At 31.0% G+C, this 22,437-nt stretch carries 18 protein-coding genes, 1 pseudogene and 1 other annotated feature; of the genes and pseudogenes, 16 read left to right on the forward strand and 3 right to left on the reverse strand.

Translation table 11 applies throughout. The features are described 5' to 3' along the window. Nucleotides 1-1,224: a phosphopentomutase gene (locus tag HNR33_RS06535; RefSeq protein ID WP_429081432.1), complete on the forward strand. Its 1,224-nt coding sequence runs from the start codon at nt 1-3 to the stop codon at nt 1,222-1,224. A gap of 584 nt (nt 1,225-1,808) precedes the next feature. Further along, nucleotides 1,809-2,906 (forward strand): GerAB/ArcD/ProY family transporter, encoded by a 1,098-nt coding sequence (locus tag HNR33_RS06540; protein WP_429081434.1) that lies wholly within the window; start codon nt 1,809-1,811, stop codon nt 2,904-2,906. Here the strand turns inward: HNR33_RS06540 and HNR33_RS06545 are convergent. Both HNR33_RS06545 and HNR33_RS06550 read right to left on the reverse strand, forming a co-directional pair. Beyond that, entirely contained in the window at nt 2,871-3,080 is a 210-nt protein-coding gene (locus tag HNR33_RS06545; protein ID WP_429081436.1) for a hypothetical protein, read from the reverse strand. The two genes, HNR33_RS06540 and HNR33_RS06545, sit on opposite strands and share 36 nt — an antisense overlap. Before the next feature lie 147 nt (nt 3,081-3,227). Then, nucleotides 3,228-3,356 (reverse strand): annotated as a pseudogene (locus HNR33_RS06550) (hypothetical protein); the annotation flags it as partial. Between the two features lie 348 nt (nt 3,357-3,704). Between HNR33_RS06550 and HNR33_RS06555 the strand changes: the two are divergent. The 10 genes from HNR33_RS06555 (at nt 3,705) to HNR33_RS06600 (ending at nt 17,902) form a co-directional block, all read left to right on the forward strand. Further along, complete coding sequence (locus tag HNR33_RS06555; RefSeq protein ID WP_429081437.1) at nt 3,705-5,675, forward strand: transporter substrate-binding domain-containing protein; 1,971 nt, start codon at nt 3,705-3,707, stop codon at nt 5,673-5,675. A 16-nt stretch (nt 5,676-5,691) separates the two neighbouring features. Next, entirely contained in the window at nt 5,692-7,041 is a 1,350-nt protein-coding gene (locus tag HNR33_RS06560) for a sigma-54-dependent transcriptional regulator (RefSeq protein ID WP_429081439.1), read from the forward strand. A 201-nt stretch (nt 7,042-7,242) separates the two neighbouring features. Then, nucleotides 7,243-8,274 (forward strand): TRAP transporter substrate-binding protein, encoded by a 1,032-nt coding sequence (locus HNR33_RS06565; RefSeq protein WP_429081442.1) that lies wholly within the window; start codon nt 7,243-7,245, stop codon nt 8,272-8,274. 84 nt (nt 8,275-8,358) lie between these two features. Continuing rightward, nucleotides 8,359-8,841: a TRAP transporter small permease gene (locus HNR33_RS06570; protein ID WP_429081445.1), complete on the forward strand. Its 483-nt coding sequence runs from the start codon at nt 8,359-8,361 to the stop codon at nt 8,839-8,841. Further along, nucleotides 8,841-10,115, forward strand: coding sequence for a TRAP transporter large permease (locus HNR33_RS06575; RefSeq protein ID WP_429081447.1), 1,275 nt, complete (start codon nt 8,841-8,843; stop codon nt 10,113-10,115). The genes HNR33_RS06570 and HNR33_RS06575 overlap by 1 nt, the downstream gene beginning before the upstream one ends. A 125-nt stretch (nt 10,116-10,240) precedes the next feature. Further along, entirely contained in the window at nt 10,241-10,393 is a 153-nt protein-coding gene (locus HNR33_RS06580; protein ID WP_429081450.1) for a hypothetical protein, read from the forward strand. A 695-nt stretch (nt 10,394-11,088) separates the two neighbouring features. After that, the gene (locus tag HNR33_RS06585; RefSeq protein ID WP_429081452.1) at nt 11,089-11,829 is read left to right on the forward strand and encodes an HAD family hydrolase; all 741 of its coding nucleotides are present in this window, start codon (nt 11,089-11,091) and stop codon (nt 11,827-11,829) included. A gap of 82 nt (nt 11,830-11,911) precedes the next feature. Continuing rightward, nucleotides 11,912-12,126, forward strand: a binding site (T-box leader). Between the two features lie 80 nt (nt 12,127-12,206). Then, entirely contained in the window at nt 12,207-15,311 is a 3,105-nt protein-coding gene (gene ileS / locus HNR33_RS06590) for an isoleucine--tRNA ligase (RefSeq protein ID WP_429081455.1), read from the forward strand. Between the two features lie 444 nt (nt 15,312-15,755). After that, nucleotides 15,756-17,099: an amidohydrolase family protein gene (locus HNR33_RS06595; RefSeq protein WP_429081458.1), complete on the forward strand. Its 1,344-nt coding sequence runs from the start codon at nt 15,756-15,758 to the stop codon at nt 17,097-17,099. A gap of 17 nt (nt 17,100-17,116) precedes the next feature. After that, a complete protein-coding gene (locus tag HNR33_RS06600; protein ID WP_429081461.1) occupies nt 17,117-17,902 on the forward strand; it encodes a sulfite exporter TauE/SafE family protein in 786 nt (261 codons plus the stop codon). Nucleotides 17,903-17,940: 38 nt separating this feature from the next. On the opposite strand, the gene HNR33_RS06605 is transcribed toward HNR33_RS06600, so the two are convergent. Continuing rightward, nucleotides 17,941-18,636 carry a Crp/Fnr family transcriptional regulator gene (locus tag HNR33_RS06605; protein WP_429081462.1) on the reverse strand — a complete coding sequence of 232 codons (696 nt, stop codon included), beginning with the start codon at nt 18,634-18,636 and terminating at the stop codon, nt 17,941-17,943. A 363-nt stretch (nt 18,637-18,999) separates the two neighbouring features. On the opposite strand from HNR33_RS06605, the gene HNR33_RS06610 reads away from it, so the two are divergent. From HNR33_RS06610 to cas6, 4 genes are all read left to right on the forward strand, one after another. Further along, a complete protein-coding gene (locus HNR33_RS06610; protein WP_429081465.1) occupies nt 19,000-19,821 on the forward strand; it encodes a DUF3100 domain-containing protein in 822 nt (273 codons plus the stop codon). Continuing rightward, nucleotides 19,822-20,283 carry a DUF340 domain-containing protein gene (locus HNR33_RS06615; RefSeq protein ID WP_429081467.1) on the forward strand — a complete coding sequence of 154 codons (462 nt, stop codon included), beginning with the start codon at nt 19,822-19,824 and terminating at the stop codon, nt 20,281-20,283. A 398-nt stretch (nt 20,284-20,681) separates the two neighbouring features. Beyond that, nucleotides 20,682-21,629, forward strand: coding sequence for a helix-turn-helix transcriptional regulator (locus tag HNR33_RS06620; RefSeq protein ID WP_429081470.1), 948 nt, complete (start codon nt 20,682-20,684; stop codon nt 21,627-21,629). 77 nt (nt 21,630-21,706) lie between these two features. Then, nucleotides 21,707-22,435, forward strand: coding sequence for a CRISPR-associated endoribonuclease Cas6 (gene cas6 / locus HNR33_RS06625; protein WP_429081473.1), 729 nt, complete (start codon nt 21,707-21,709; stop codon nt 22,433-22,435). Nucleotides 22,436-22,437 lie beyond the last annotated feature (2 nt).

Raw genomic sequence — 22,437 nt, forward strand, 5'->3', positions numbered from 1 at the left:
ATGAAAAAGAGAGCTATAGTTTTAGTTGTTGACAGTTTAGGAATAGGATATATGGAAGACGTAATAGAAAACAGACCTCAAGATAAAGGTGCGAATACTTTTTATCACATTTTAGATACTGCTGATTATATTGAAATTCCCTATCTCGAAAAATTAGGCATAAATAAGCTCCTAAATCATCCTAGACTTAAAGAATTACCTGCACTTGCAAGCTATGGAGCTTTAAATCTTCAACATTATGGAGCTGATAGTTATGCAGGTCATCAGGAAATAATGGGGACTAAGCCTATGAAGCCACTTATGGTTCCATTTAAGAATTATATTGAAAAAGTAAAAAATGCCTTGGAACAGAAAGGATTTAGAGTAGAAATACCTTGCACTAATATGCCATATTTATTAATAAACGGTCTTGTAGTTGTAGCAGATAACATAGAAACCGATTATGGGCAGATTTACAATATTACTGCTCCACTAGACAGAATATCCTTTGAAGAAGTATTGGAGATTGGGCGTATAGTTAGGGAAAATGTTAAGGTGAATCGGGTAATCGCTTTAGGAGGACAAGATGTAACTCCACAGCAAATACTAGATAGTATTGAAGTTCGAAGTGATGGCTTAATAGGTGTTAATTCTCCAAAATCAGGAGTATACAGAAAAGGATATCAAGCAAGACATATGGGATATGGAGTAAACTCCGATACACAAATAAGTAATATATTAGCTCGATCAGGAAAAGATGTAACTCTTATTGGAAAAATGCAGGATGTAATTGATTGTGATAAGGCAAAAAAAATATTTGCTGTAGATACAGAATTAGTAATGAAGGAAATTGTTAAAAGTATGGATGCTATGACTAACGACTTAATATCAGCTACAGTACAAGAAACAGATTTAGCGGGTCATGCCCAAGACATTAAAAAATATGCTGATAAGATTATGATTGTTGATAGATACCTAAAAATTATACTGGATAAAATGAATGAAGAGGATATATTATTAATAACTGCAGACCATGGAAACGATCCAACTATTGGGCATAGTCAGCATACAAGAGAAAAGACATTTCTACTCGTGTATGGTAAGCATCTAAATAACACTAGTTTAGGAGAGAGAGAAACTCTATCTGATGTAGCAGCTACTATTGCAGAATACTTTGGAGTCGAAAAACCTGAGAATGGTAATAGCTTTTACGATTTGTTAATGAAGATAGATAATAATATATAGTAATCGAAATCAGTTTGAAAGGCAGAAATTATTCTGCCTTTTTATTTTAATAATATGTACTATTGAGACTCAAATTTTTCTAATATTATTTATTATAAATCGCAAAGGACTTCTGGTATCCAGAAGTCCAATATATAAATGGAGGAGTGTGGGTTAGGGGGTGTTTTCTCTCCTTGTATTAAATATAACAGAGAAATGTGTATAAAATGTGAACAAATTGTAAACTTATATTATCTTATATGATTATTCTAGAAAGTTATCTAAAATTGAAATATTCAAAAATTGATTCAGTTATTAATAACATAAGTGGTAATATAATTAAAAAGGCGCTGCTATTTGTTTGTGACATGACAGTTAACATTCCAGATAAAGCTACTAATAAAAGACTAAAATTGTGTTTTTCCATCTGTGCTTACCTCCATTACCTTTCTAATTTGATAATAATGGCTGTAAGTAAACGCAGTATTAAGGCATTGTTAAGAATATGTTATTTAGAAAGGAATACAGGAAAAAGTAATATTCATAGAAAAAATACAAATACTAAGGAAATACAAATACTAAAAATCTATCTGGAGGACATCAGAATGGGTAAAGAAGTTATTTCTGACAGACAAGGCATAGCTCTTATAAGTCTATTTATATTAGGATCAACTTCAATATTTGCACCAGGCTTAGATGCAAAGAAAGATATATGGTTAGCCTTCATTATTGCAATGGCTATGGTGTTACCAATGATACTAATCTTTGCAAGACTTCATTTTCTTTTTCCAGGTAAGGATTTATTTGATATATTTCAAATATGCTATGGAAAAATTATAGGAAAAATAATTATAATATTGTACATATGGTTTTTATTTTTCTTTGCAAGTGATATATTAGTGAACTATGGGCAATTCGTATGGGTGGCTAGTTTAAGTGACACACCTATTAGTGTAATTATTATATCCTTTGCGATATTATGCTTTTTTGGGCTAAAGGGCAGGATAGAGGTTTTAGGCAGATATAGTGAGTTATTCATTTTTATACCTATTATTGCCCTATTCATTGTATCGGTACTTCTAATTTCTAAATCAGATATAAATAATATACTTCCTGTATTAGCTGAAGGAATGAAGCCTGTTTTTAAGGGAGCATTTAGCATATTTACATTTCCATTAGCACAGATTGTAATCTTTACAATGTTTTTTACCGATTTTAATCATATAAAATCACCTTACAAAGTTTATATTTCCGGATTATTAATAGGAGCAATATATCTATTCATAAATTCCTTAAATAATGTTCTAGTTTTAGGAGTAGATAATGTAGTTACATCATATTACCCAACATATATTGCTGTCTCGGCAGTAGACATAGGGGATTTATTGCAAAGAATAGAGGTGGTTTCAGCAATCATATTTGTTGTAGGTGGATTTATAAAAGTATGTTCTCTATCAATATGTACATGCAAGGAAGTTGCTAAACTTTTTAATCTTAAAGATTATAGTATCATTGGAACACCTGTTTATTTGATGATAATGAACCTTTCTATCTTTCAGTATGAAAATATAATGCATTATTTTGAATTCAATAGACAAATATGGCCATATTATCATTTTCCATTTTATGTAATTATTCCAATTACTACATGGATAATTGCAGAAATTTCACATAAAACACTTTCGTCCACTACTATTGTATAAGTTTTCAGGATATGGATTAGCATTTTCCATCACAGTTTTATAAAATGAATCAAGGAACATTTCTAGATATTCATTTAAATCTTCATCATTTGTTGCTTTTTTTAGAGCTTTTAGAACGACCTCTTTAGGGTATTTTTTTAATAGTTCTTCTTTTTTTCTTTTATCGATTTTCATGAAATCACCCCTTTGAAATATTCAGAATATTGTTACTATTATTTTATACCTTGTAAAACAAAAAGTAGATTAAGAAGAAGTTAAAAAGTGTTAAATAATGTTAATAAAATAGTAAGTATAGATAAATTGATTTATCTCACCAATAATTTACAAAATACTTGGTATATTAGGCTCTTGGTTTTTCTTATAAACTGATAATTTTCCAGATGAATCTAGCTGTGCTACAAAGACATCTTTAACATCAGTAATACTAAATGCTAATAGCTGCTTGGTTAGCCAATCAACATTTTTTTTGCATGTATCAGATTTTCATGAATTATTTTTCCATCAATAATTAGAAGATGACTTAAGCTTTGTGGACAGGCAGGAATTGAAAGGTACTTTGGCTGGACAGGCCTTGCTTGAAAATTTGGTATTGCTGACATCTATTATCTTATTTTTCATGACTATTCTCCTTTCAGGAGTCTTTAACATTTAGTATTAGCTAAATTATCAAAAATATAAAAGAGGTTAGTTATAAATTAACTACAATCTTACAAAATAAATCAAAAATCGACAGGGAAAATAATTGTTTTGTTGAATAAATAGAGTATATATAAAATGTACGTGACAGGGGAGATACTATTGAGAACTAAATTTATAGTATGTGTAGTTTTAATTACGCTATTATTCATATCACCTAGCTACGCAGTTCTTGATGAGGAAGAGAGCATGCTTATCATAGCTGGAGATAAAAACTTTCCTCCTTACGAGTATATTGATTATGATAGAGAATACAGAGGTTTTAATGTTGACTTAATGAGGGCTTTAGCAATAGAGATGGGAATCGAGATTAAACTTGTTCCTATGGATTGGATGGAGGCTCACGCATTGTTGCATGCAGGAAAAATTGATGCAATACAAGGAATGAATTTTAATGAAAAAAGAGCAGAAATATATGACTTTTCTGATGAATATCTAGTTAATTCACAGGTTTGTTTTGTTAAAAAAGAAAATACGAATATTTTTGATTTAGAGAATCTGAAAGGCAAAAGAGTTGCAGTGCAAAGAAGTGATCTTGCCGCATATATTTTAGCTGAGATGGGGGAGATAGAAGTAGTTTTTTTCTCTGATTTAGATGGGGCATTTGAGCAGCTTATAAACGATGAGGTAGATGCAGTTGTGGGGAATCGTTTATCAGGTTTATATAACATTCAAAAAAACAGAACAGTAAATAAAATAAAGATAGTTGGGGATGAGTTGAATCTTACACCTTATGGAATAGCAGTTCAAAAAGGGAACACTGAACTTTTAGATAAATTTAATAAAGGATTACAGAAACTAAAAAGAAAAGGAACGTATCAGAAAATATATGAAAAATGGTTCGGTAAAGAAATAAAGCCAGCGTGGCGAGATCTAAAATATGCTCTTTACACGCTTATATTTATAGTAATCTCAACATTAGCTATAATTCTAGTCATATTTAGGCTGAACAAGGTTCTAAAGAAGGAAGTCGAGAAAAGAACTTATGAGTTAGAAAATATAAATAAAGAATTAGCGGCTAAGCAAAAAATTATAGAAGAAAGTGATAGATTTAAAGAACAAGTTTTAGATTGCCTTGGTAATGGACTGATCACATTTGATACAGATGGAAAAATAACAACTATTAATAAAAACTGTGAGATACTTTTAGGATTAGAAAGAGGAAATACAATAGGAAAACAATATGACATGATTGGAATTGAAAAGTATTTTGATATAAGTATTATGGAGAGAAGCATAAAATATGGAGAAATTTTTAATTTAGAAGAAAAACGATTTACACTTGGGAATAGAGAGTTGACTTTTTCATACACTTTATCACCTCTTCATGGAAAGAATAATAAGCATATTGGAGCAGTTTTAACATTTAGAAATATAACTGAGATAAAGACATTGAGGAATAAGCTAGCTGAAAAGGATAAAATGCAGTCATTAGGACGTCTTATATCAGGTATAGCTCATGAAATAAGGAATCCACTTACATCAATCAAGACTTATATAGAGCTCTTACCGATAAAATATGATAATGTGAAATTTAGAGAAAAGATTACTCAACAAGTTCCTGCTGAGATTCATAGATTGAACCTGCTTTTAACTGAGCTATTAGATTACTCAAAACCAAAAAAACTGAAGAAAGAAAAATTTGACTTAGAGGAGCTTATAATACAGACAACTGCACTTTTTTCAGCTGAACTTTCTAGTAAGAATATAGATGTCGAATATGTTTTCAAAGGTGTTCCTAGTATTTATGCAGATAGACAGCAAATAAAGCAGATTATAATTAACCTATTGATTAATAGTATAGAAGCAGTAGATAGTCATGGAAAAGTTCAGTTTCTTGTGAATGAGGATGAAGATAACTTAGTTATGAGTATAGTTGATAATGGAAAAGGGATTTCTGAAGAAAATATTGACAATGTATTCGATCCATTTTACACTACCAAGGCTGATGGAACTGGATTAGGGTTATCCATATGCTATCAATGTGCTAAAGACAATAATGCTCAAATTATTATAAATAGCAAAAAACATCAAGGAACGAGAATTGACTTGGTTTTTTCGAAAGCATTTTAACATAGGGGGAAGTTTAGTGAACAAGATATTAATAATTGATGATGAAAAAGCCATTTGTGACTCACTAAAATTTGCACTTGAAGATGATTATGAAGTTTACAGTGTCCAAAAGTCTAGTCAAGCTTTAGAAGTATTATCTTCAGCTGATGTAGATGTTGTTTTACTTGATTTAAAGCTTGGAAATGAGGATGGCTTAAATATTTTGAAGCAAATAAAGAAAATGAGTAAAGATACACAAGTAATAATTATGACAGCCTTTGGTAGTATTAAATCATCGGTAAAAGCTATTAAAGAAGGAGCTTTTCATTATATAACTAAGCCGCTAGATATGGAAGAATTGTTTGTTTACATTAAAAAAGCGCTTGAATATAAAAAATTAAATGGCTCATTAAACAATTTAAAAGAAGTAGTAACAAAAGAGTTTGGTGCTGAAGGGATAATAGGAAAATCTCAAGCTTTACAAGCTATATTGAAAAAAGTATATAAAATAAAGGACATTGATTCAACCGTTTTGATAACTGGAGAAAGCGGGACAGGTAAAGATTTGATATCTAAGTCATTACACTTCGAAGGAAAACGAAAAGAAGAAAATTTTCAGATAGTTAATTGTGCTGCAATTCCCAGCAATTTGCTCGAAAGCGAGCTTTTTGGGTTTGAAAAGGGAGCATTTACAGGGGCTGATAAAAAAAGAATAGGAAAAATACAATTGGCAGACAAAGGAACTCTTTTTTTAGATGAAATTGGAGAAATGGACTTACAACTCCAAGCAAAAATACTTAGGGTCGTAGAAGATATGCAGGTAATACCATTAGGAAGTGAAAAAGGAGTTAAAGTAGATGTTAGGATAATTGCGGCTACTAATAAGGATTTAGAAAATGAGGTTAAAGAAGGAAGGTTTAGAGAAGATTTATATTATAGGCTGAATGTTATTACTTTAAAGATTCCGCCTTTAAGAGAAAGAAATGGGGATATTCCTATATTAATAAATCACTTTTTAAAGAAGTACAATAAAAAGCTTGATAAACGTGTAAAAGGTTTTGAAAGAGAAGTGATCCAACTACTTGAAGCATATAATTACCCAGGAAATGTGAGAGAACTTGAGAACTTAATAGAAAGACTTGTTGCATTATCTGATGGAGACACGATTACTGTAGAGGACTTACCAGAGAAGCTTAAGCATAAATCTATAATAGTTGAAAGTAAGGATGCAGTAGTAATAACGGTTGGAACAACACTTAAAGAGACAGAAAAAAAGATTATATTAAAAACACTTGAATATTTTGATGGAAGCCGAAGAAAAACAGCACAATGTTTACAGATTAGTGAAAGAAATCTTCAATACAAAATAAAAGAGTATGAAGAATAGCATAAGACTTGTCTGCAAAAAATGCATAACTGCAAATTTTGCAGATGAAAATATTGCTTATAATAAATAAATATATCAAAAAACACGATTTACAAGGCAGAATATTGCTTACCCTTATTGGCATCATCTTTGCATTATTAATGTGCAGGAGGTGTAATAAGGCTTTTTTATTTAAAAATACAATTACGAGGAGGAGTCATAATGAAAAAAACAAGAAAAATTGCTATTTTATTATCTGTTGTTATGCTGTTAAATATTTATTTAGTTGGATGTGGTAGCAGAGGAGGTAGTAGCGATAGTGCAGAGGAAGTAATTGAAATCAACTATGGTCATGGTTTTATGCCAGAAACGCCTCATCATAAAGCTGCACTAAAGTTTAAAGAAGAAGTTGAATCAAAGACTAATGGCAAAGTTAAAGTAAACGTATTCCCATCTGGACAACTAGGAAGCGCAAGAGAGATGTTTGAAGGGTTGCAAATGGGTACACAAGAAATTGCATTAGTACCTACGGCAAGAATAAGTGGATTTGCCCCAGAGCTTCAATTATTTGATCTTCCTTACTTATTTCCTACAAGAGAAATAGCTTATGAAATAATGGATGGAGAAGTTGGAACAGAGCTATTAAATGTCCTTGATGATCAGAAAATAAAAGGAATAGCATTTTACGAAGATGGATTTAAACATTTTACTGCAAATAAAGAAATAAGAGCAGTTGACGATTTTAAAGGTGTTAAATTTAGAACTATGGAAAGTCCAATAATAATGAGTCAGTTTAAAGCTTTAGGTGCTAATCCTGTTCCAATAGATTTTAGTGAGTTATACAACTCATTACAGTTAGGGGTTGTTGAAGGACAGGAAAATCCGTTAGTAACTATTGAGAACATGAAGTTCTATGAAGTTCAAGATTACCTTATGCTAAGCGAGCATGCTTATTTAGGACATGTTTTAATATATAGCAGCGATTGGTTTAATAAACTTCCAGAAGATATTCAAAAGGTGCTTTATGACACAGGAAGAGAAGTAGCAAAATGGCAAAGAAATGCTGTTCAAGAAGAAGAAGTAAAGTATCTTGAAACTATAAAAGCTTCTGGAACAAATATTGTTGAGCTAAGTGAATCTGAAAAGGAAGCTTTAAAAGAGATTACACGTCCTGTTCATAATGAATATGTAAAGATGTTCGGAAACGACATTATAGATAAAGTATATGCTGAAATTGAAAAATTAAGTAAATAAAGTTATTAAGGATGATTAGATTAGTATTGCTGATCATCCTTAAAAATTATATCTATACTAGTCTATCTATGAAGGAGGTATAACGTGAAAAAACTAGACAATATTTTGAGCAAAATAGAGCAATATTTTATCGGAATTCTGATATTGATAATAACAATAATATTGTTTATTAACGTAGTGTTAAGGTATTTTAACATGTCATTTGATTGGGCAGAAGAGTTTGCTAGATATGGGATTGTATGGGTTACGTTTATAGGAGCGAGTGTATGTATATATAAAGGTGCTCATATTGGAGTGGATGCATTATTATCATTTTTATCAAATAGAGGTAAGAAAGTATTAACTTTAATTACTATAATTTTAGCTGTTATTTTTACTGCATTTTTCACTTTACAGTCTTTAAATTTAACCTTAAAAGTATTAGAAACTGGACAAGTTAGTTCAACGATTGAAGTATCCATGGCTTACATATATGGTGCAATGCCTGTAGGTGGAGCCTTAATGCTAATAAGATACATTCAACAACTTATAAAAACTATAAATTGTTTGAAGGAGGATATGGCATAATGACAATAGCTCTATTTGGTATATTGATTGTATTGTTAATCAGTAGTACACCAGTATATATAGCCTTAGCATTTTCAACAGTTATAGCTTTGTTTTTCTTTACAGGTATTCCTCTTGAAGTTGTACCTCAACGTATGTTTGCAGGAATAGACAAATTCTCGCTAATGGCAGTTCCATTTTTTATACTAGCAGCAAATGTAATGAAGGGTGGCGGTTTGTCACTTAGGATATTAAAGCTAGCCAAAGCTTTAGTAGGACATTTAAAGGGCGGACTAGCTATGACTGTTGTTCTTGCATGCATGTTTTTTGGTGCAGTATCAGGGTCAAGTCCAGCTACAGTAATAGCCATAGGGGCTTTAATGATACCAGCACTGTCAGAAGCACATTATGAGGAAAAATTTTCTGTCGGGTTAATTACAGCCAGTGCAGCCGTAGCAGTAATTATTCCACCTAGTATTGGTATGATAGTGTATGGCTCAGTAACAGGAGTATCTGTAGGAGATTTGTTTATGGCTGGATTAGGACCAGGAATATTATATGGTACAATTTTCATGGGATATAGCTATTACTATGCAAAGAAAAACAAATTACAGACTGAAAAAAGAACTACAAAAAGAGAGTTGTGGGATGCTTTTAAGGAATCAGGATGGGCTTTAGGAATACCAGTTGTAATAATCGGCGGGATATATGGCGGAATATTTACACCTACTGAGGCAGCAGCAGTTGCAGCAGTATATGCAATTATTGTTTCTATGTTCATCTATAAGGATTTAGATTTTAAAGGACTTATAAATGAAGCAATCGAAGCGGCTGTAGGTACTGCACAAGTAATGGTGTTACTAGCTGCTGCATCAGTCTTTGCTTGGGTATTAACAAGACAGCAAGTTCCACAGGCATTAGCAGAAACTTTAATCAGTATTAGTAATTCTAAGATTGCTATATTACTTATGATGAATGTTATACTTCTTATAGTAGGTATGTTTGTTGATCCAGCATCTTCAACTATGATATTGGCACCTCTATTCTTACCTTTAGCTATTAATTTTGGAATAGATCCAATACATCTAGGAATCATAATGGTAGTAAACGGTGCAATAGGAATGTTTACTCCACCATTTGGTTTAAATCTGTTTGTTGCAACAGGAGTTTCTAACCTATCAATTAGTAGAATTATTTCTGGTGTAATTCCTTTTATGATTTTAAGTTTAATTACACTTATGCTAGTAACATTCATACCTCAAATATCACTTTGGCTTCCAAGCATATTAAAATAACCAAGAAGGCTCACTTGTTTTTAAAAGTGAGCCTTTTTGACATGCCCTTAACATGTTTACACTTTCCTAATATACATATATAATAAAAGCATAAAAAGTTTTTATAGGAATAGGAGGCGTTTAAAATGACTGATAAAGAAAACAATCAACTTGAGCATTGTACTGCATTTTGTCCAATATGTGGTTCTGATCTATATTATTTAGATGGTGAATGTTATTGCAAAAACAAAGAATGTAGTTGGTCGTGCGGAGGATGTGAAAAATATAAAAAATTATAAGTAGATGTAAAAACAGTAGAACTATCTACTGTTTTCATTTTTTTATAAAATTAAAGAGGTCAAATTAATGACCTCTTTAATTAATGGCTACATATAATGTAAGTGTTTTGAAGCTTTAGTATTTTCCGAATCCGCCACCGCCGCATCCGCAGAAACAGAAGAATATAACTAGCAATAAGAAGAAGAATAATAATTCGCTACCGCCACCAAAGCATCCTGATTTAGCATCTACCATGAGATAACCTCCTTTAAAATTATCATTAACCTTTTTAACGGTTAATATATTATATGAAGAACTTAAAAATTGGTGAAAAAATTAGTTGAAAAAATATTGTTTATTAGTATCTAAAACACTGGCAGAATAGAACTACTAATAATAGGAAGAAAAATAGTAAACTATCATCTATTCCATAATATTCGCTATTAGCCATATCTACACCCCCCTAAATGTAAACTGACTTTTATTGTCAATATATTATATGAAAGAGATAGATAATGTGTGAAAAATAGTGAGTATGTTAAATGTATCAATAATATAGACTATGGGAAAATAAATGTTTTGGCTTAATATAAATTGGTAAATAAGAATTAAGAGAAAAATATGTAGTTGAATAAATAGTTACAATATAATATATTAGTATAAACTTAATTAAAACTAGCGTTTATAAACAATAATATATAGGAAGGTGATTAATATGGGGAATATAGCGGCTTTTTTTGATATTGATGGAACAATATACAGAAATTCACTAATGATACAGCACTTTAAGAAGCTTATTAAATATGAAGTCATAGACCCATATATATGGCATAGCCGTGTAAAACACACGTATCATGAATGGGAGAAAAGGTTCGGAGATTTTGAAGATTATCTTGAAGAGCTTGCAAATGTATACGTAAGCGAGTTAAAAGGAGTAAACAAAGCATATATTGAATTTATAGCAAGCCAAGTAATAAACTTAAATGGTGATAAAGTTTACAAATATGCTCGCTCAAGAATAGAATGGCACAAGGAAAACAATCATAAAGTATTCTTTATATCTGGAAGCCCTGATTTTCTTGTATCTAAAATGGCTGAAAAATATGGAGCAACAGAATTTAGAGGCAGTGTGTATACAGTAGATGAAAACAACAACTTTACTGGAGAAATCATAAGAATGTGGGATTCTGAAAATAAGCAAAAGGCCATTGATGAATTTGTTAATAAATACGATGTTGATTTAGAGAACAGCTATGCTTATGGGGATACAAATGGAGACTTATCAATGCTTAATCTTGTAGGAAATCCAATAGCTATTAATCCGAATAGAGAGCTATTTTTTAACATAAAAAATGATCCAAAATTGTCAGAAAAAGCCTCAATTATCATAGAAAGAAAAGATTTGATTTTTAAGATTAATTCAGATGTGGAAATCATAAAAGGTTTATATGATTGATATGCTTTATAGCTTAAAATATGTCAAAATACACTTGACAAATAAGTATAATTTGGTATAGTATTAATCAAACCCAATATTGAATAAAGCTATGACGAGGACAGTAGTAAAGGAAGTTAGTATACAGAGAAATAATCATATGGTGAGAGATTATTACAAGAGCCTTTATGAAGATCACCTTCGAGTTTGATGTTTGAAATAAAAGTAAAACATCACGTAGAGATACGTTAAAATGTAATGAGTGATAAGATATTCTTCTTATAACTTGGGTGGTAACGCGGTATATTCGTCCCTAGGTCATTGACCTAGGGACTTTTTTATGTATATTATTATAATTTTTATACAAGCTATATATTCAAGAGGAAAGGGTGAAGTGTATGCAAAAGTTTAAAGAACTATCTAACTTGCCAGTCAGTGAAAATGAAAAATCATTATCAAACTATTGGGAAGAAATCAACGTTTTAGAAAAAAGTGTAGAAACTCGTGAAGGTAAGGAACCATTTATATTTTTTGAAGGACCTCCTACAGCAAATGGAAGACCTGGTATACATCATGTTATTGCAAGAACATTAAAAGATTCTGTATGTAGATACAAAACTATGAAGGGCTATCAGGTAAAAAGAAAAGCAGGATGGGATACTCATGGCTTACCTGTTGAGATTGAGGTAGAAAAGCAATTAAGCTTAAAAAACAAGCAAGATATTGAAAACTATGGAATAGATAAATTTAATGAAAAATGTAGAGAGTCAGTATTCACATATGAAGGTCAATGGAGAGATATGACGAAGCGTATGGCATATGAGATTGACCTAGATAATCCATATATCACGCTAGATAATAACTATATAGAGTCAGTATGGTGGATACTTGATAAATTCTTCAAAGAAGGATACATCTATGAAGGCCACAAGATACTTCCTTATTGCTCAAGATGTGGAACAGGTCTTGCTTCACATGAGGTTGCTCAAGGATATGAAGAGATAAAAACAAATACAGTTATAGTTAAGTTTAAGCGAAAAGATGTAGATGAATATTTCCTAGTATGGACAACAACTCCTTGGACACTAGCTTCAAACGTAGCTCTTACAGTTAACCCTGACGCAATTTACTTAAAAGTAAAATCTGAAGGGACTGTATACTATGTAGAAAAGACATTATCAAAGAAAGTATTTGGTGATCAGGAGTTTGAAGTATTAGAAGAGCTAAAAGGAAAAGATATGGAGTACATGGAATACGAGCAACTTATGCCGTTTGTTAAGCCAGACAAAAAGGCATTTATCGTAACTGTAGCTGATTATGTTACTACTGAAGATGGTACTGGTATAGTTCACTCTGCACCTGCATTTGGTGAAGATGACTATAACACAGGAAGAAGATATAACCTACCAGTATTACAGCCAGTAAATGAAGAAGGTAAATACACAGCTACTCCTTGGGAAGGCATGTTCGTAATGGATGCAGACCTAGATATCATAAAATGGTTATATGCTGAAGGTAAGATGTTCAAGAAAGAAAAAATAGCTCACAACTATCCTCACTGTTGGAGATGTAAGACTCCATTACTATACTATGCTAAGCCTAGCTGGTATATTGAGATGACTAAGTTAAAAGATAAATTAATAGAAAACAACAATGGAGTAGAATGGTACCCAGACTATGTAGGTGAAAAGAGATTTGGAAATTGGTTAGAGAACTTAAATGACTGGGCAATCTCAAGAAGTAGGTATTGGGGAACTCCACTTAATATCTGGAGATGTGAGTGTGGGCATACTCAAAGTATAGGCTCAAGAAAAGAGCTTGTAGAAAAAGCCATAGAAAATATAGGCGATAATGTTGAGCTACACAGACCATATGTTGATGATATCCACATCAAATGTGATAAATGTGGTAGTACAATGACTAGAGTTACAGATGTTATAGACTGTTGGTTCGATAGTGGTTCAATGCCATTTGCACAGCATCACTATCCATTTGAAAACAAAGAGAATTTTGATGAGTTATTTCCAGCAGATTTCATCTGTGAAGGTATAGACCAAACTAGAGGATGGTTCTACTCATTATTAGCTATATCAACATTTGTTACTGGCAAAGCACCATACAAGAGAGTATTAGTAAATGACCTTATCCTAGACAAAGAAGGAAAGAAAATGTCTAAGTCTAAAGGAAATACAGTAGATCCATTCGAAATGTTTGACAAATACGGTGCGGATGCACTTAGATGGTATCTGTTATATGTATCACCAGCATGGACACCTACAAAATTTGATGAAGATGGACTTAAAGAAGTGCTAAGTAAGTTTTTTGGTACAATCAAGAACGTATATAACTTCTTTACACTATATGCAAATACAGATGGAATAAATCCAAAAGATTTCTATGTAGAAGTTAAAGACAGACCAGAGCTTGATAGATGGGTAATATCTAAGTTCAATAGCTTATTAAAAGAAGTAGAAGCAGACTTAGCGGTATTTGATCTTACTAAAGCAGTAAGAAAGATACAGGAGTTTGTAAATGAAGACTTATCTAACTGGTATATCAGACGTTCACGTAGACGTTTCTGGGAAACAGAATTAACAGAGGATAAGAAAGCAGTTTATAACACTACATTTGAAATATTAGTAGGAATATCTCAAATGGTAGCTCCATTTGCACCATATTTATCTGAAGAGATATATAAAAACTTAACCGGTGAACTTTCTGTTCATTTAAGCTATTATCCAAAATGTAAGGAAGAATATATAGACTTGAAAACAGAGCAGAAGATGGACCTTGTAAGAGATTTAGTTGGACTAGGAAGAGCTTCTAGAGAATCAGTTAAAATAAAGGTTCGTCAACCAATTCAAAAGGTTCTTATAGATGGTAAGTATGAAGATACTATATCAGATTTAGTACCACTAATCCAAGAAGAGCTAAATGTTAAAGATGTTGTATTTGCAAAAGACTTAGCCGAATACATGAACTTTAACCTAAAGCCTAACTTTAAAGTAGCTGGACCTGTATTAGGACCAAAAATCAAAGTATTTGGCAAAGTATTAGCAGAGCTAGATGGTTCAGTAGCAGCTCCAAAGATTGAAAGTGGAGAGAGTGTAACTGTAAATTTAGATGGTGAAGATTTTGAAGTAACAAAAGACCTGGTCATGGTTACAATCACAGCTAAAGAAGGATTTACAGTAGCTATGGAAAACAATCTATTCGTAATCCTAGATACTACTCTTACAGAAGAGCTAGTAAACGAAGGATATGCAAGAGAGTTCATATCTAAGGTTCAACAAATGAGAAAGAGCAATGGATATGAAATGATGGATAATATCAAAATCTATTTTGATGGTGATGATGAAATATCAAAAGCAGTAGATGTTTATAAAGAATATATTATGAAAGAAACATTAGCAGTAAGTGTAGAAAAAGTAACAGATGAAAGCTTTGAAAGACATAACCTAAATGATCATGAAACAGGTATAAAGTTGGAAAGAGTGGAGTAAGAAAATAAGAGAATAACATTATAACTAATTTATTAAAAGCCTTTTAAAGAAGTGATTCTTTAAAAGGCTTTTTGCGGCTATATTGTTGAATATAAGATATGAAACGAACATACTTTAGTAGGATATAATTTGTTTACACAAAATTTTAACAGGAAGACTTAATGGAAAAATCATCTTTAATAAAAAATATTAGTTATTTAGTGACACGTGATGATGAAGATAGAGTCTTAGATAATGTAAACATCTGTATTCAAAATAGAAAATAGAGTATAAAAGTTACCCCAGATGTAGTTTCTCTGGGGATTATATATTATGTTCTTAAAAAATATTTATAAAAGGGACATGTGACCTTTTTATATATTATTTACTGAAGTAAAATGTAAACCAAGTACTTAATGTTTTAAAACATTAAAAAACAGATTCAGTTATTGGAGGATAAATTTCATGAATAAAATAAAAAGTGACATAATAATCAGAAACTGTTCGATGTTGACTGAGGACTATAAAGTTATCGAAGACAAGTCAATTGTCATAAATGACTCAAAAATATTAGATATCGATGAGGTAGCATCAATAGATGAAAAATACGATGCGAAAGAAGTCGTGGAAGGAAAAGGAAAATTGTTTATGCCTGGAATGGTAGATGCTCATGCTCATACTTGTCAACAGCTGTTACGTGGTAGAATTATGGACGAGTATCCAATGATATGGAAGCGCATAATGGTTCCATATGAAAGTAATCTTAAAGAAGAAGATATTTCAATAAGTGCTCAATTAAGTTGTCTAGAAATGATAAAATCAGGGACTACATCTTTTGCAGATGCTGGTGGTACGTATATGCACAAAGTAGGTGAAGCTGTTATTGAATCCGGACTAAGAGCTGCAATCACATGCTCAACTATGGACAATGATGTTTCTCTTCCTAAAAATATGATATCTACAGAAAAAGAAGCAATAGAAAGAAATGTTAAAATCTTTAAGGATTTTCATGACACTGCGAATGGTAGATTAGAAGTATGGTTTTCTCTTCGTACATTAATAAGTTGTTCTCCTAGTTTGATTGTAAAAGCTTTTGAAACTGCAAAGGAGTTTAATACTGGAATTCATGTTCATATGAATGAATATCCAAATGAAATTAATTTCTGCCTTGAAAATTATCAAAAAAGGCCAATAGAATACTTAGAATCACTAGGTGTTTTAGGGCCTAATTTTCTGAGTGCACATACTATTTTGGTTTCTGAAAATGAAATTGATATTTTAAAGAATTATGATGTTAAAGTTGTTCATTGTCCAATTAGTAACCTGGGAAAAGGAGTTCACAAAACTCCAAGGTTATTACAATCAAGAGTATCTGTGGGCTTTGGGACAGATGGAACTGCACATGCAGGTATGAGCTTATTTAATGAAATCAAAGTATTTAGATCAGCTATGCATGCAAACCTAGGAGTACCTATATGCGATCCAGTTATAATGCCAGCGAAAAAATTATTAGAAATTTCCACTTTAGGAGGAGCTAAGGCTATGCTTCATGGGGATTGCTTGGGTGTCTTGAAGGTAGGCAAGCAAGCAGATTTAATTTCTATTGACATAGATCAACCTCATATAATGCCTACTCATAACATGGTTAATACTTTAGTTGAAGTTGTCAATAGTAATGATGTTAGAGACATGATTGTTGATGGAAAATTAATTATGAAGAATAGAGAGGTTTTAACCTTAGATGAAGAAAAAATTATGTTTATGAGTAAATCTGCATTAAAGAATATAACAAATAGAGCAGGAATTTAACAGGATGGTGATGTAAGATGACTTCAATAGCATATATAATTTTAATTATTGTATTATCAAATTTAGTAGTAGGAACTTTGATTGGGATTTCAGGAATTGCAGGCTTTTTACTTCCCTTAATATATGTAGGTGTATTAAATATTCCTTTAAGAAATTCACTTGCGTTAAGTTTTATATCTTTTTTAGTAGGAGGTATATTTGGAACATATTCCTATTGGAAATTAGGCAATATTAATATGAAATTTGCAAAACTTATTAGTATAGGAAGTATCATTGGAGCAATTGTGGGTGTTCGTTTAAATATGCTGATACCAGCAGATACTGCTAAGCTAGTTCTATATATTGTTGTATTATTGTCTGGTATTTCCATATTACTAAGGAAAAATAGTGATGATCAGAAACATAAAGAACCAGAGATATCTAAAATTTTACAGAAACCGTTGCCTGTAATTATTATTGGTTTTATCACTGCTGCGATATGCTCTTTAACTGGTGCAGGTGGACCTATATTAGTTGTCCCTCTGCTAACAATCTTAGGAATGAACATTAAGGTTGCTGTTGGTGTAGGTATATTCAATCAAATATTTATAGCTTTACCATCATCTTTAGGGTATCTGATAAATTCGAACTATGAAGAGATGACTATTTTAATAATTAGCAGTTTGATTGCTCATATTATGGGTGTTATATTCGGGGCAAGAATCTCAGATAAGATAAATTTAAGCCTATTACGAAAGATAGTTTCGGTTATATCAATAACTTCAGCACTCTACATGTTAATTTCATCACTAGCTTTAAAGTAGAAGGTATAAAAACCCTGAGAAGCAACTGCTTCTCAGGGTTATAAATATTTCCTATTTTCTAAAGCTTTAACTAATTCAATATATTGATAACTATCAACTTGAATTTTACCTTTATTAATAGAAATTAGATTTTCATCTTTAAGTTGCTTAATTGTTCTATTAACGGTTCTTACGGTAGCACCAAGCTTTTCAGAAATTTGTTGACGGGTCATATCAATAAGAATAGTACTTTTACCTTTTATATCTTTGTTTATATAATTAATTAGAAAATTAAGCATTAAATGAATCGCAGGATAAAATAATTCTACACCTTTAGTATAAGATGAATTGTATAATTTGCTTGCAACTCTCCTTGAAAGCATCAATAGGAAATCATTGTCTGATTTTATCCATGTAAAAAAGTCAAATAACGATAATTGAATAGTTATGCAATCAGTTATTGCTTCGATTGTAACAGATGTTTTTTCTTCACCTGCTAGAGCTGTAACTTCTCCAATAAAGTCAATAGCTTTATTCTTTTCTATTGTATATAGATTTCCATTATCAAACTCATTTATAATTCTTACTTCACCCACACAAATTATAGAGAAAGAAGTCAAAGTATCATCTTTTCTCTGTATTATACTATTTGATGGATATTTTTTTATAACACATCTATTTTTAACTGTCTCAGGCATATTTTTTAAAATCTCTTCCAAATCAGGATTTTCACTTAAAAGTTCATGAATTAACATAAGAACACTCCTCAATAAATCTATATTAGAATATAGTTATAAGTCTTACAATATACAGAACATACTATTGCTTGAAGAAATTTAAAATATTTAGATTATAAATTAATTATATAAGAAAAAAATAATTATAAAAGGGACATGTGTCCTTTTTTCATGTAATTTATTAAAGTAATATAAGTGTATAGTACAAAATTCACAATATTTCTACAAATTTTGACTTAATTAATTTAAGCAAAAGATATTATAGGTTTAAATTATATTAATTTTAATGGAGGTGAGTTTGAAAAAAGTTTTATTGTTTAGAAAAACGATTTCATAAAAGAAGGCACTTATTCTAAAATTCAATCTAAGGGGGAAGACAATTTGCCAAATGTAGAAAACGCTATCAAAAAATATTTAAAAGTATACGTAATTGCATTGATACTTGCAGTTATATTTGATTCTTTAGGAACATTAAAGTTTAATATAGGTGTTGGAACAATAGTGATTCTTCCAATGGTATTTGCCACTATTATTGGAGGTTTATTAGGTCCTGATTCATTCAAAGTGTTTAATATGGAAGAATCGAAACTTGGAGGTAGTCTTGTTTTAGTTACATTAGCACCTTTTATGGCTAAAATGGGTGTTTCAGCTGGAGCAAATTTGGCAAAGCTAGTAGAAGTGGGACCAGCCTTACTTCTTCAGGAATTTGGGAATCTAGGAACTATACTTATTTCTTTACCTTTGGCACTTTTATTAGGACTTAAAAAAGAATCAATTGGAGCCTGCTATTCTATTAATAGAGATTCTAATCTTGGCTTAACAACAGATATTTTTGGACCAGATGCTCCTGAAACAAAGGGGACTTTTGGTGTATATATTGTTGGTTCGGTACTTGGAACGGTCTTCATGAGCTTTTTTATAAGTGTTGTTGCCTCATGGAATATTTTCCATCCATTAGCACTTGGAATGGCTTCTGGTGTAGGTAGTGGTACTATGATGTCAACAGCTGCAGGTACACTGGGAACAATTTATCCAGAATTTGCTGAAGAAATACTAGTTATGGGCGGTGCCAGCGATATGCTGACAGGTATCACTGGTATCTATATAGGCACCTTTGTTGCATTACCTTTTACCCAAAAGTTATACAAAATTTTGGAACCTAAATTAAGACGCTTTGGAAAGAAAAAAGAGGGGGCGATATAATTGGTAAAAAAATATTTTGTTCAACAGCTTGGGCTATTATTGTTAATATCAATAATCATTATTCTTACGAATGTTTTAGGATATAGTATGTCAATAGGTAACTCAATTATTGGTATCGGAGTTTTAAGTGGCATTGCTTTAATGGGCTTAACTTTAAGTAAACTTATGAGTCGTTTTGTTAAATTACCTTCTATGATGTATGTTTCACTATTAGGATTAATATTAGCTTCTCCTATTTCACCTATAAAAGATACAATTATCAACTTAACATCTCAAGTTGCATTTTTAGCACCGACTACTGCATTAGGTGCATTTGCAGGTGTATCACTAGGAAAAGATTTGAAAAACTTTGCTAAAATAGGATGGAAACTAGTGATTTTGACAATCTTTGTTATTGCAGGAACTTTCCTTGGATCAGCGTTAATAGCTCATGTGGTGCTGAAACTAACTGGAGCTATATAGATTTTAAAACCGATGTGATAGTTTATGAAATGTAATATTTTAATCAAAAACTGTTAAGTTTTAGCACAGACTTTACTATTTCTACTCATATCAAGGTGCAGGAGAATTCATATCCCATGTTTAATAGATGAGAAAGAGCAATGGGATACGAAATGTTTGAGGTAAGTAAAGAAAAAGTAACAGATGAAAGCTTCAAAAAACATGATCTAAATGATCATGAAACGGGGATAAAGTTGGAAAAGGTAGAGTAAGAATAAAAATCCGAGGGACGATAGTTTCTCGGATTTTTTATGCGAAAATCAAGAAAAAAATAGAAATCATGATACAATGTAAATATATAGAATAATATGAAGAACTATAATAGAAATGTAAGATTTTTGATGAAAAGGAGGATTTTTATGTCAAGGGTGTCAAATGCACTTAATATGTATTTTTTACTTCAAGTAAGAGATATTATGAGAATTGAAGAAATTGCAGAACAATTAGAAGTAACACCAAGAATGGTGAAAAAATATAAAAACGATTTAGAAATGGCAGGTATTTATATAGGTTCAAAATTAGGTAGATATGGTGGCTATTATTTGGAAAATAAAAGAAGCTTAGATGCAATAGATTTTACCAAAGATGAATTAAGTGCTTTAAAGATGGCTAAGGAAACGATAAAAAGCGGTAAATATCACTATAGTTCAAAATTTGAGATACTTACAAGCAAAATACTTAGCTCAAAAACTCATATTGATGACATATATTACCACAATAAATCAATAAGTGAATCAGATGAAATAGTAAAAAAAGAAAAACGAATCTGGATTGATATTAATCTAGCAATAAACCAAAATAAAAAAGTTAAGATGAAATATAAGTCTTTAAAAGCACATGGCTTAGAAATAAAGGAGAGAATAGTAAATCCATACGGCATTTTTGATTATAAGGGAGCTACATATTTCTATGGGTACTGTGAGAATGCAAAAGATATTAGATTCTTTAAATTATCTAGAATTGTAGAATATGAGGTATTAAAAAATAAATTTGATGTAAAGCTTGATTTTGATTTTGATGAAGTATTAGAAAAATCATTTGGAATATATAATGATGAGACAATATATTTGAAATTAAAGATACATTATCCAATGAGTGAAATAGTAAAGGAAAAACAAATTACAAAAGAACAGAAAATTACAGAAATAGATAGTAAGACTATATTCTTTGAAGCAAAAATGAAAGGTTATACTGAAATAAAATCTTGGGTAATGAGTATGGGAAGCTATGTAGAGGTGATAGAACCAGTGAAATTAAAAGAAGACATAGTTGAAGAAGTAGATAAATTAATAGCTTTATATAGATGAACTTGAAATAAATATTTTTAATGAAACATTTTAATTCACCATTATATGATAGATTCTAAATGAAGGGAGGTGAAAATATGAGATTTTCAGTAGAGTTGTTATTAGAAAATGAAATAATACCAAAAGATAAGAATAGAATAATATTGTCGCTTTTGAAGAATTGCTTTAGTTCGTATAGTGAAGAGTACTATGAAAATCTATATCAGAATACTAATAATAAGATTAAAGACTTTACATTTTCATTATATTTAGGTGGATGTAAGTTTTTAAGAGAAGAAATACTTATTCCGGGTAAAAAAATAATTCTAAACTTTTCGGCGTATAGCTTTGAGGATGGGATTATGTTTTATAACTCTTTTTTAAGTAATAAAGGAAAGCGATACCCTTTAAAGAACAATACTATTATGATTGGAAAGATAAATCTAGTAAAAGAAAAAACAATATATAGTAATGAAATAATATTTAAAACTATGAGTCCTATTGTAGTTAGAGAACACAACGGAAATAATGGCAAAACGTGGTACCATTCACTAAGCAGTGAAGAAGGACGAGCTATTTTTATAGAGAACCTTAGATATCAGCTAAAAGATGTATTTGGAGAAAGAGTAACATATGATTTTAAAGATATAGAAATAAACATTTCAAATGACAATAAAGAAGTCAAAGTAAAGAACTATGGAATAGAGGTACTTTCTAACATAGCAAAGATCAAAATAAAATCTCAGCCATATATTTTAGACTATTTATATAAGGCTGGTATAGGAAGTAAAAGGGGCAGTGGATTCGGGATGGTAGATATAGTGTAGGG

It is taken from the genome of Brassicibacter mesophilus, assembly GCF_050433385.1.
GTDB lineage: Bacteria > Bacillota > Clostridia > Tissierellales > Proteiniboraceae > Brassicibacter > Brassicibacter mesophilus.

What these genes read in the sequence shown, in the direction of transcription:
- HNR33_RS06585 (WP_429081452.1), top strand. Translation starts at nt 11,089, where the DNA reads ATGGGGAATATAGCGGCTTTTTTTGATATTGATGGAACAATATACAGA.
- cas6 (WP_429081473.1), top strand. Translation starts at nt 21,707, where the DNA reads ATGAGATTTTCAGTAGAGTTGTTATTAGAAAATGAAATAATACCAAAA.
- HNR33_RS06545 (WP_429081436.1), bottom strand. Translation starts at nt 3,080, where the DNA reads ATGAAAATCGATAAAAGAAAAAAAGAAGAACTATTAAAAAAATACCCT.
- HNR33_RS06540 (WP_429081434.1), top strand. Translation starts at nt 1,809, where the DNA reads ATGGGTAAAGAAGTTATTTCTGACAGACAAGGCATAGCTCTTATAAGT.
- HNR33_RS06535 (WP_429081432.1), top strand. Translation starts at nt 1, where the DNA reads ATGAAAAAGAGAGCTATAGTTTTAGTTGTTGACAGTTTAGGAATAGGA.
- HNR33_RS06600 (WP_429081461.1), top strand. Translation starts at nt 17,117, where the DNA reads ATGACTTCAATAGCATATATAATTTTAATTATTGTATTATCAAATTTA.
- HNR33_RS06620 (WP_429081470.1), top strand. Translation starts at nt 20,682, where the DNA reads ATGTCAAGGGTGTCAAATGCACTTAATATGTATTTTTTACTTCAAGTA.
- HNR33_RS06575 (WP_429081447.1), top strand. Translation starts at nt 8,841, where the DNA reads ATGACAATAGCTCTATTTGGTATATTGATTGTATTGTTAATCAGTAGT.
- HNR33_RS06595 (WP_429081458.1), top strand. Translation starts at nt 15,756, where the DNA reads ATGAATAAAATAAAAAGTGACATAATAATCAGAAACTGTTCGATGTTG.
- HNR33_RS06605 (WP_429081462.1), bottom strand. Translation starts at nt 18,636, where the DNA reads ATGTTAATTCATGAACTTTTAAGTGAAAATCCTGATTTGGAAGAGATT.
- ileS (WP_429081455.1), top strand. Translation starts at nt 12,207, where the DNA reads ATGCAAAAGTTTAAAGAACTATCTAACTTGCCAGTCAGTGAAAATGAA.
- HNR33_RS06565 (WP_429081442.1), top strand. Translation starts at nt 7,243, where the DNA reads ATGAAAAAAACAAGAAAAATTGCTATTTTATTATCTGTTGTTATGCTG.
- HNR33_RS06580 (WP_429081450.1), top strand. Translation starts at nt 10,241, where the DNA reads ATGACTGATAAAGAAAACAATCAACTTGAGCATTGTACTGCATTTTGT.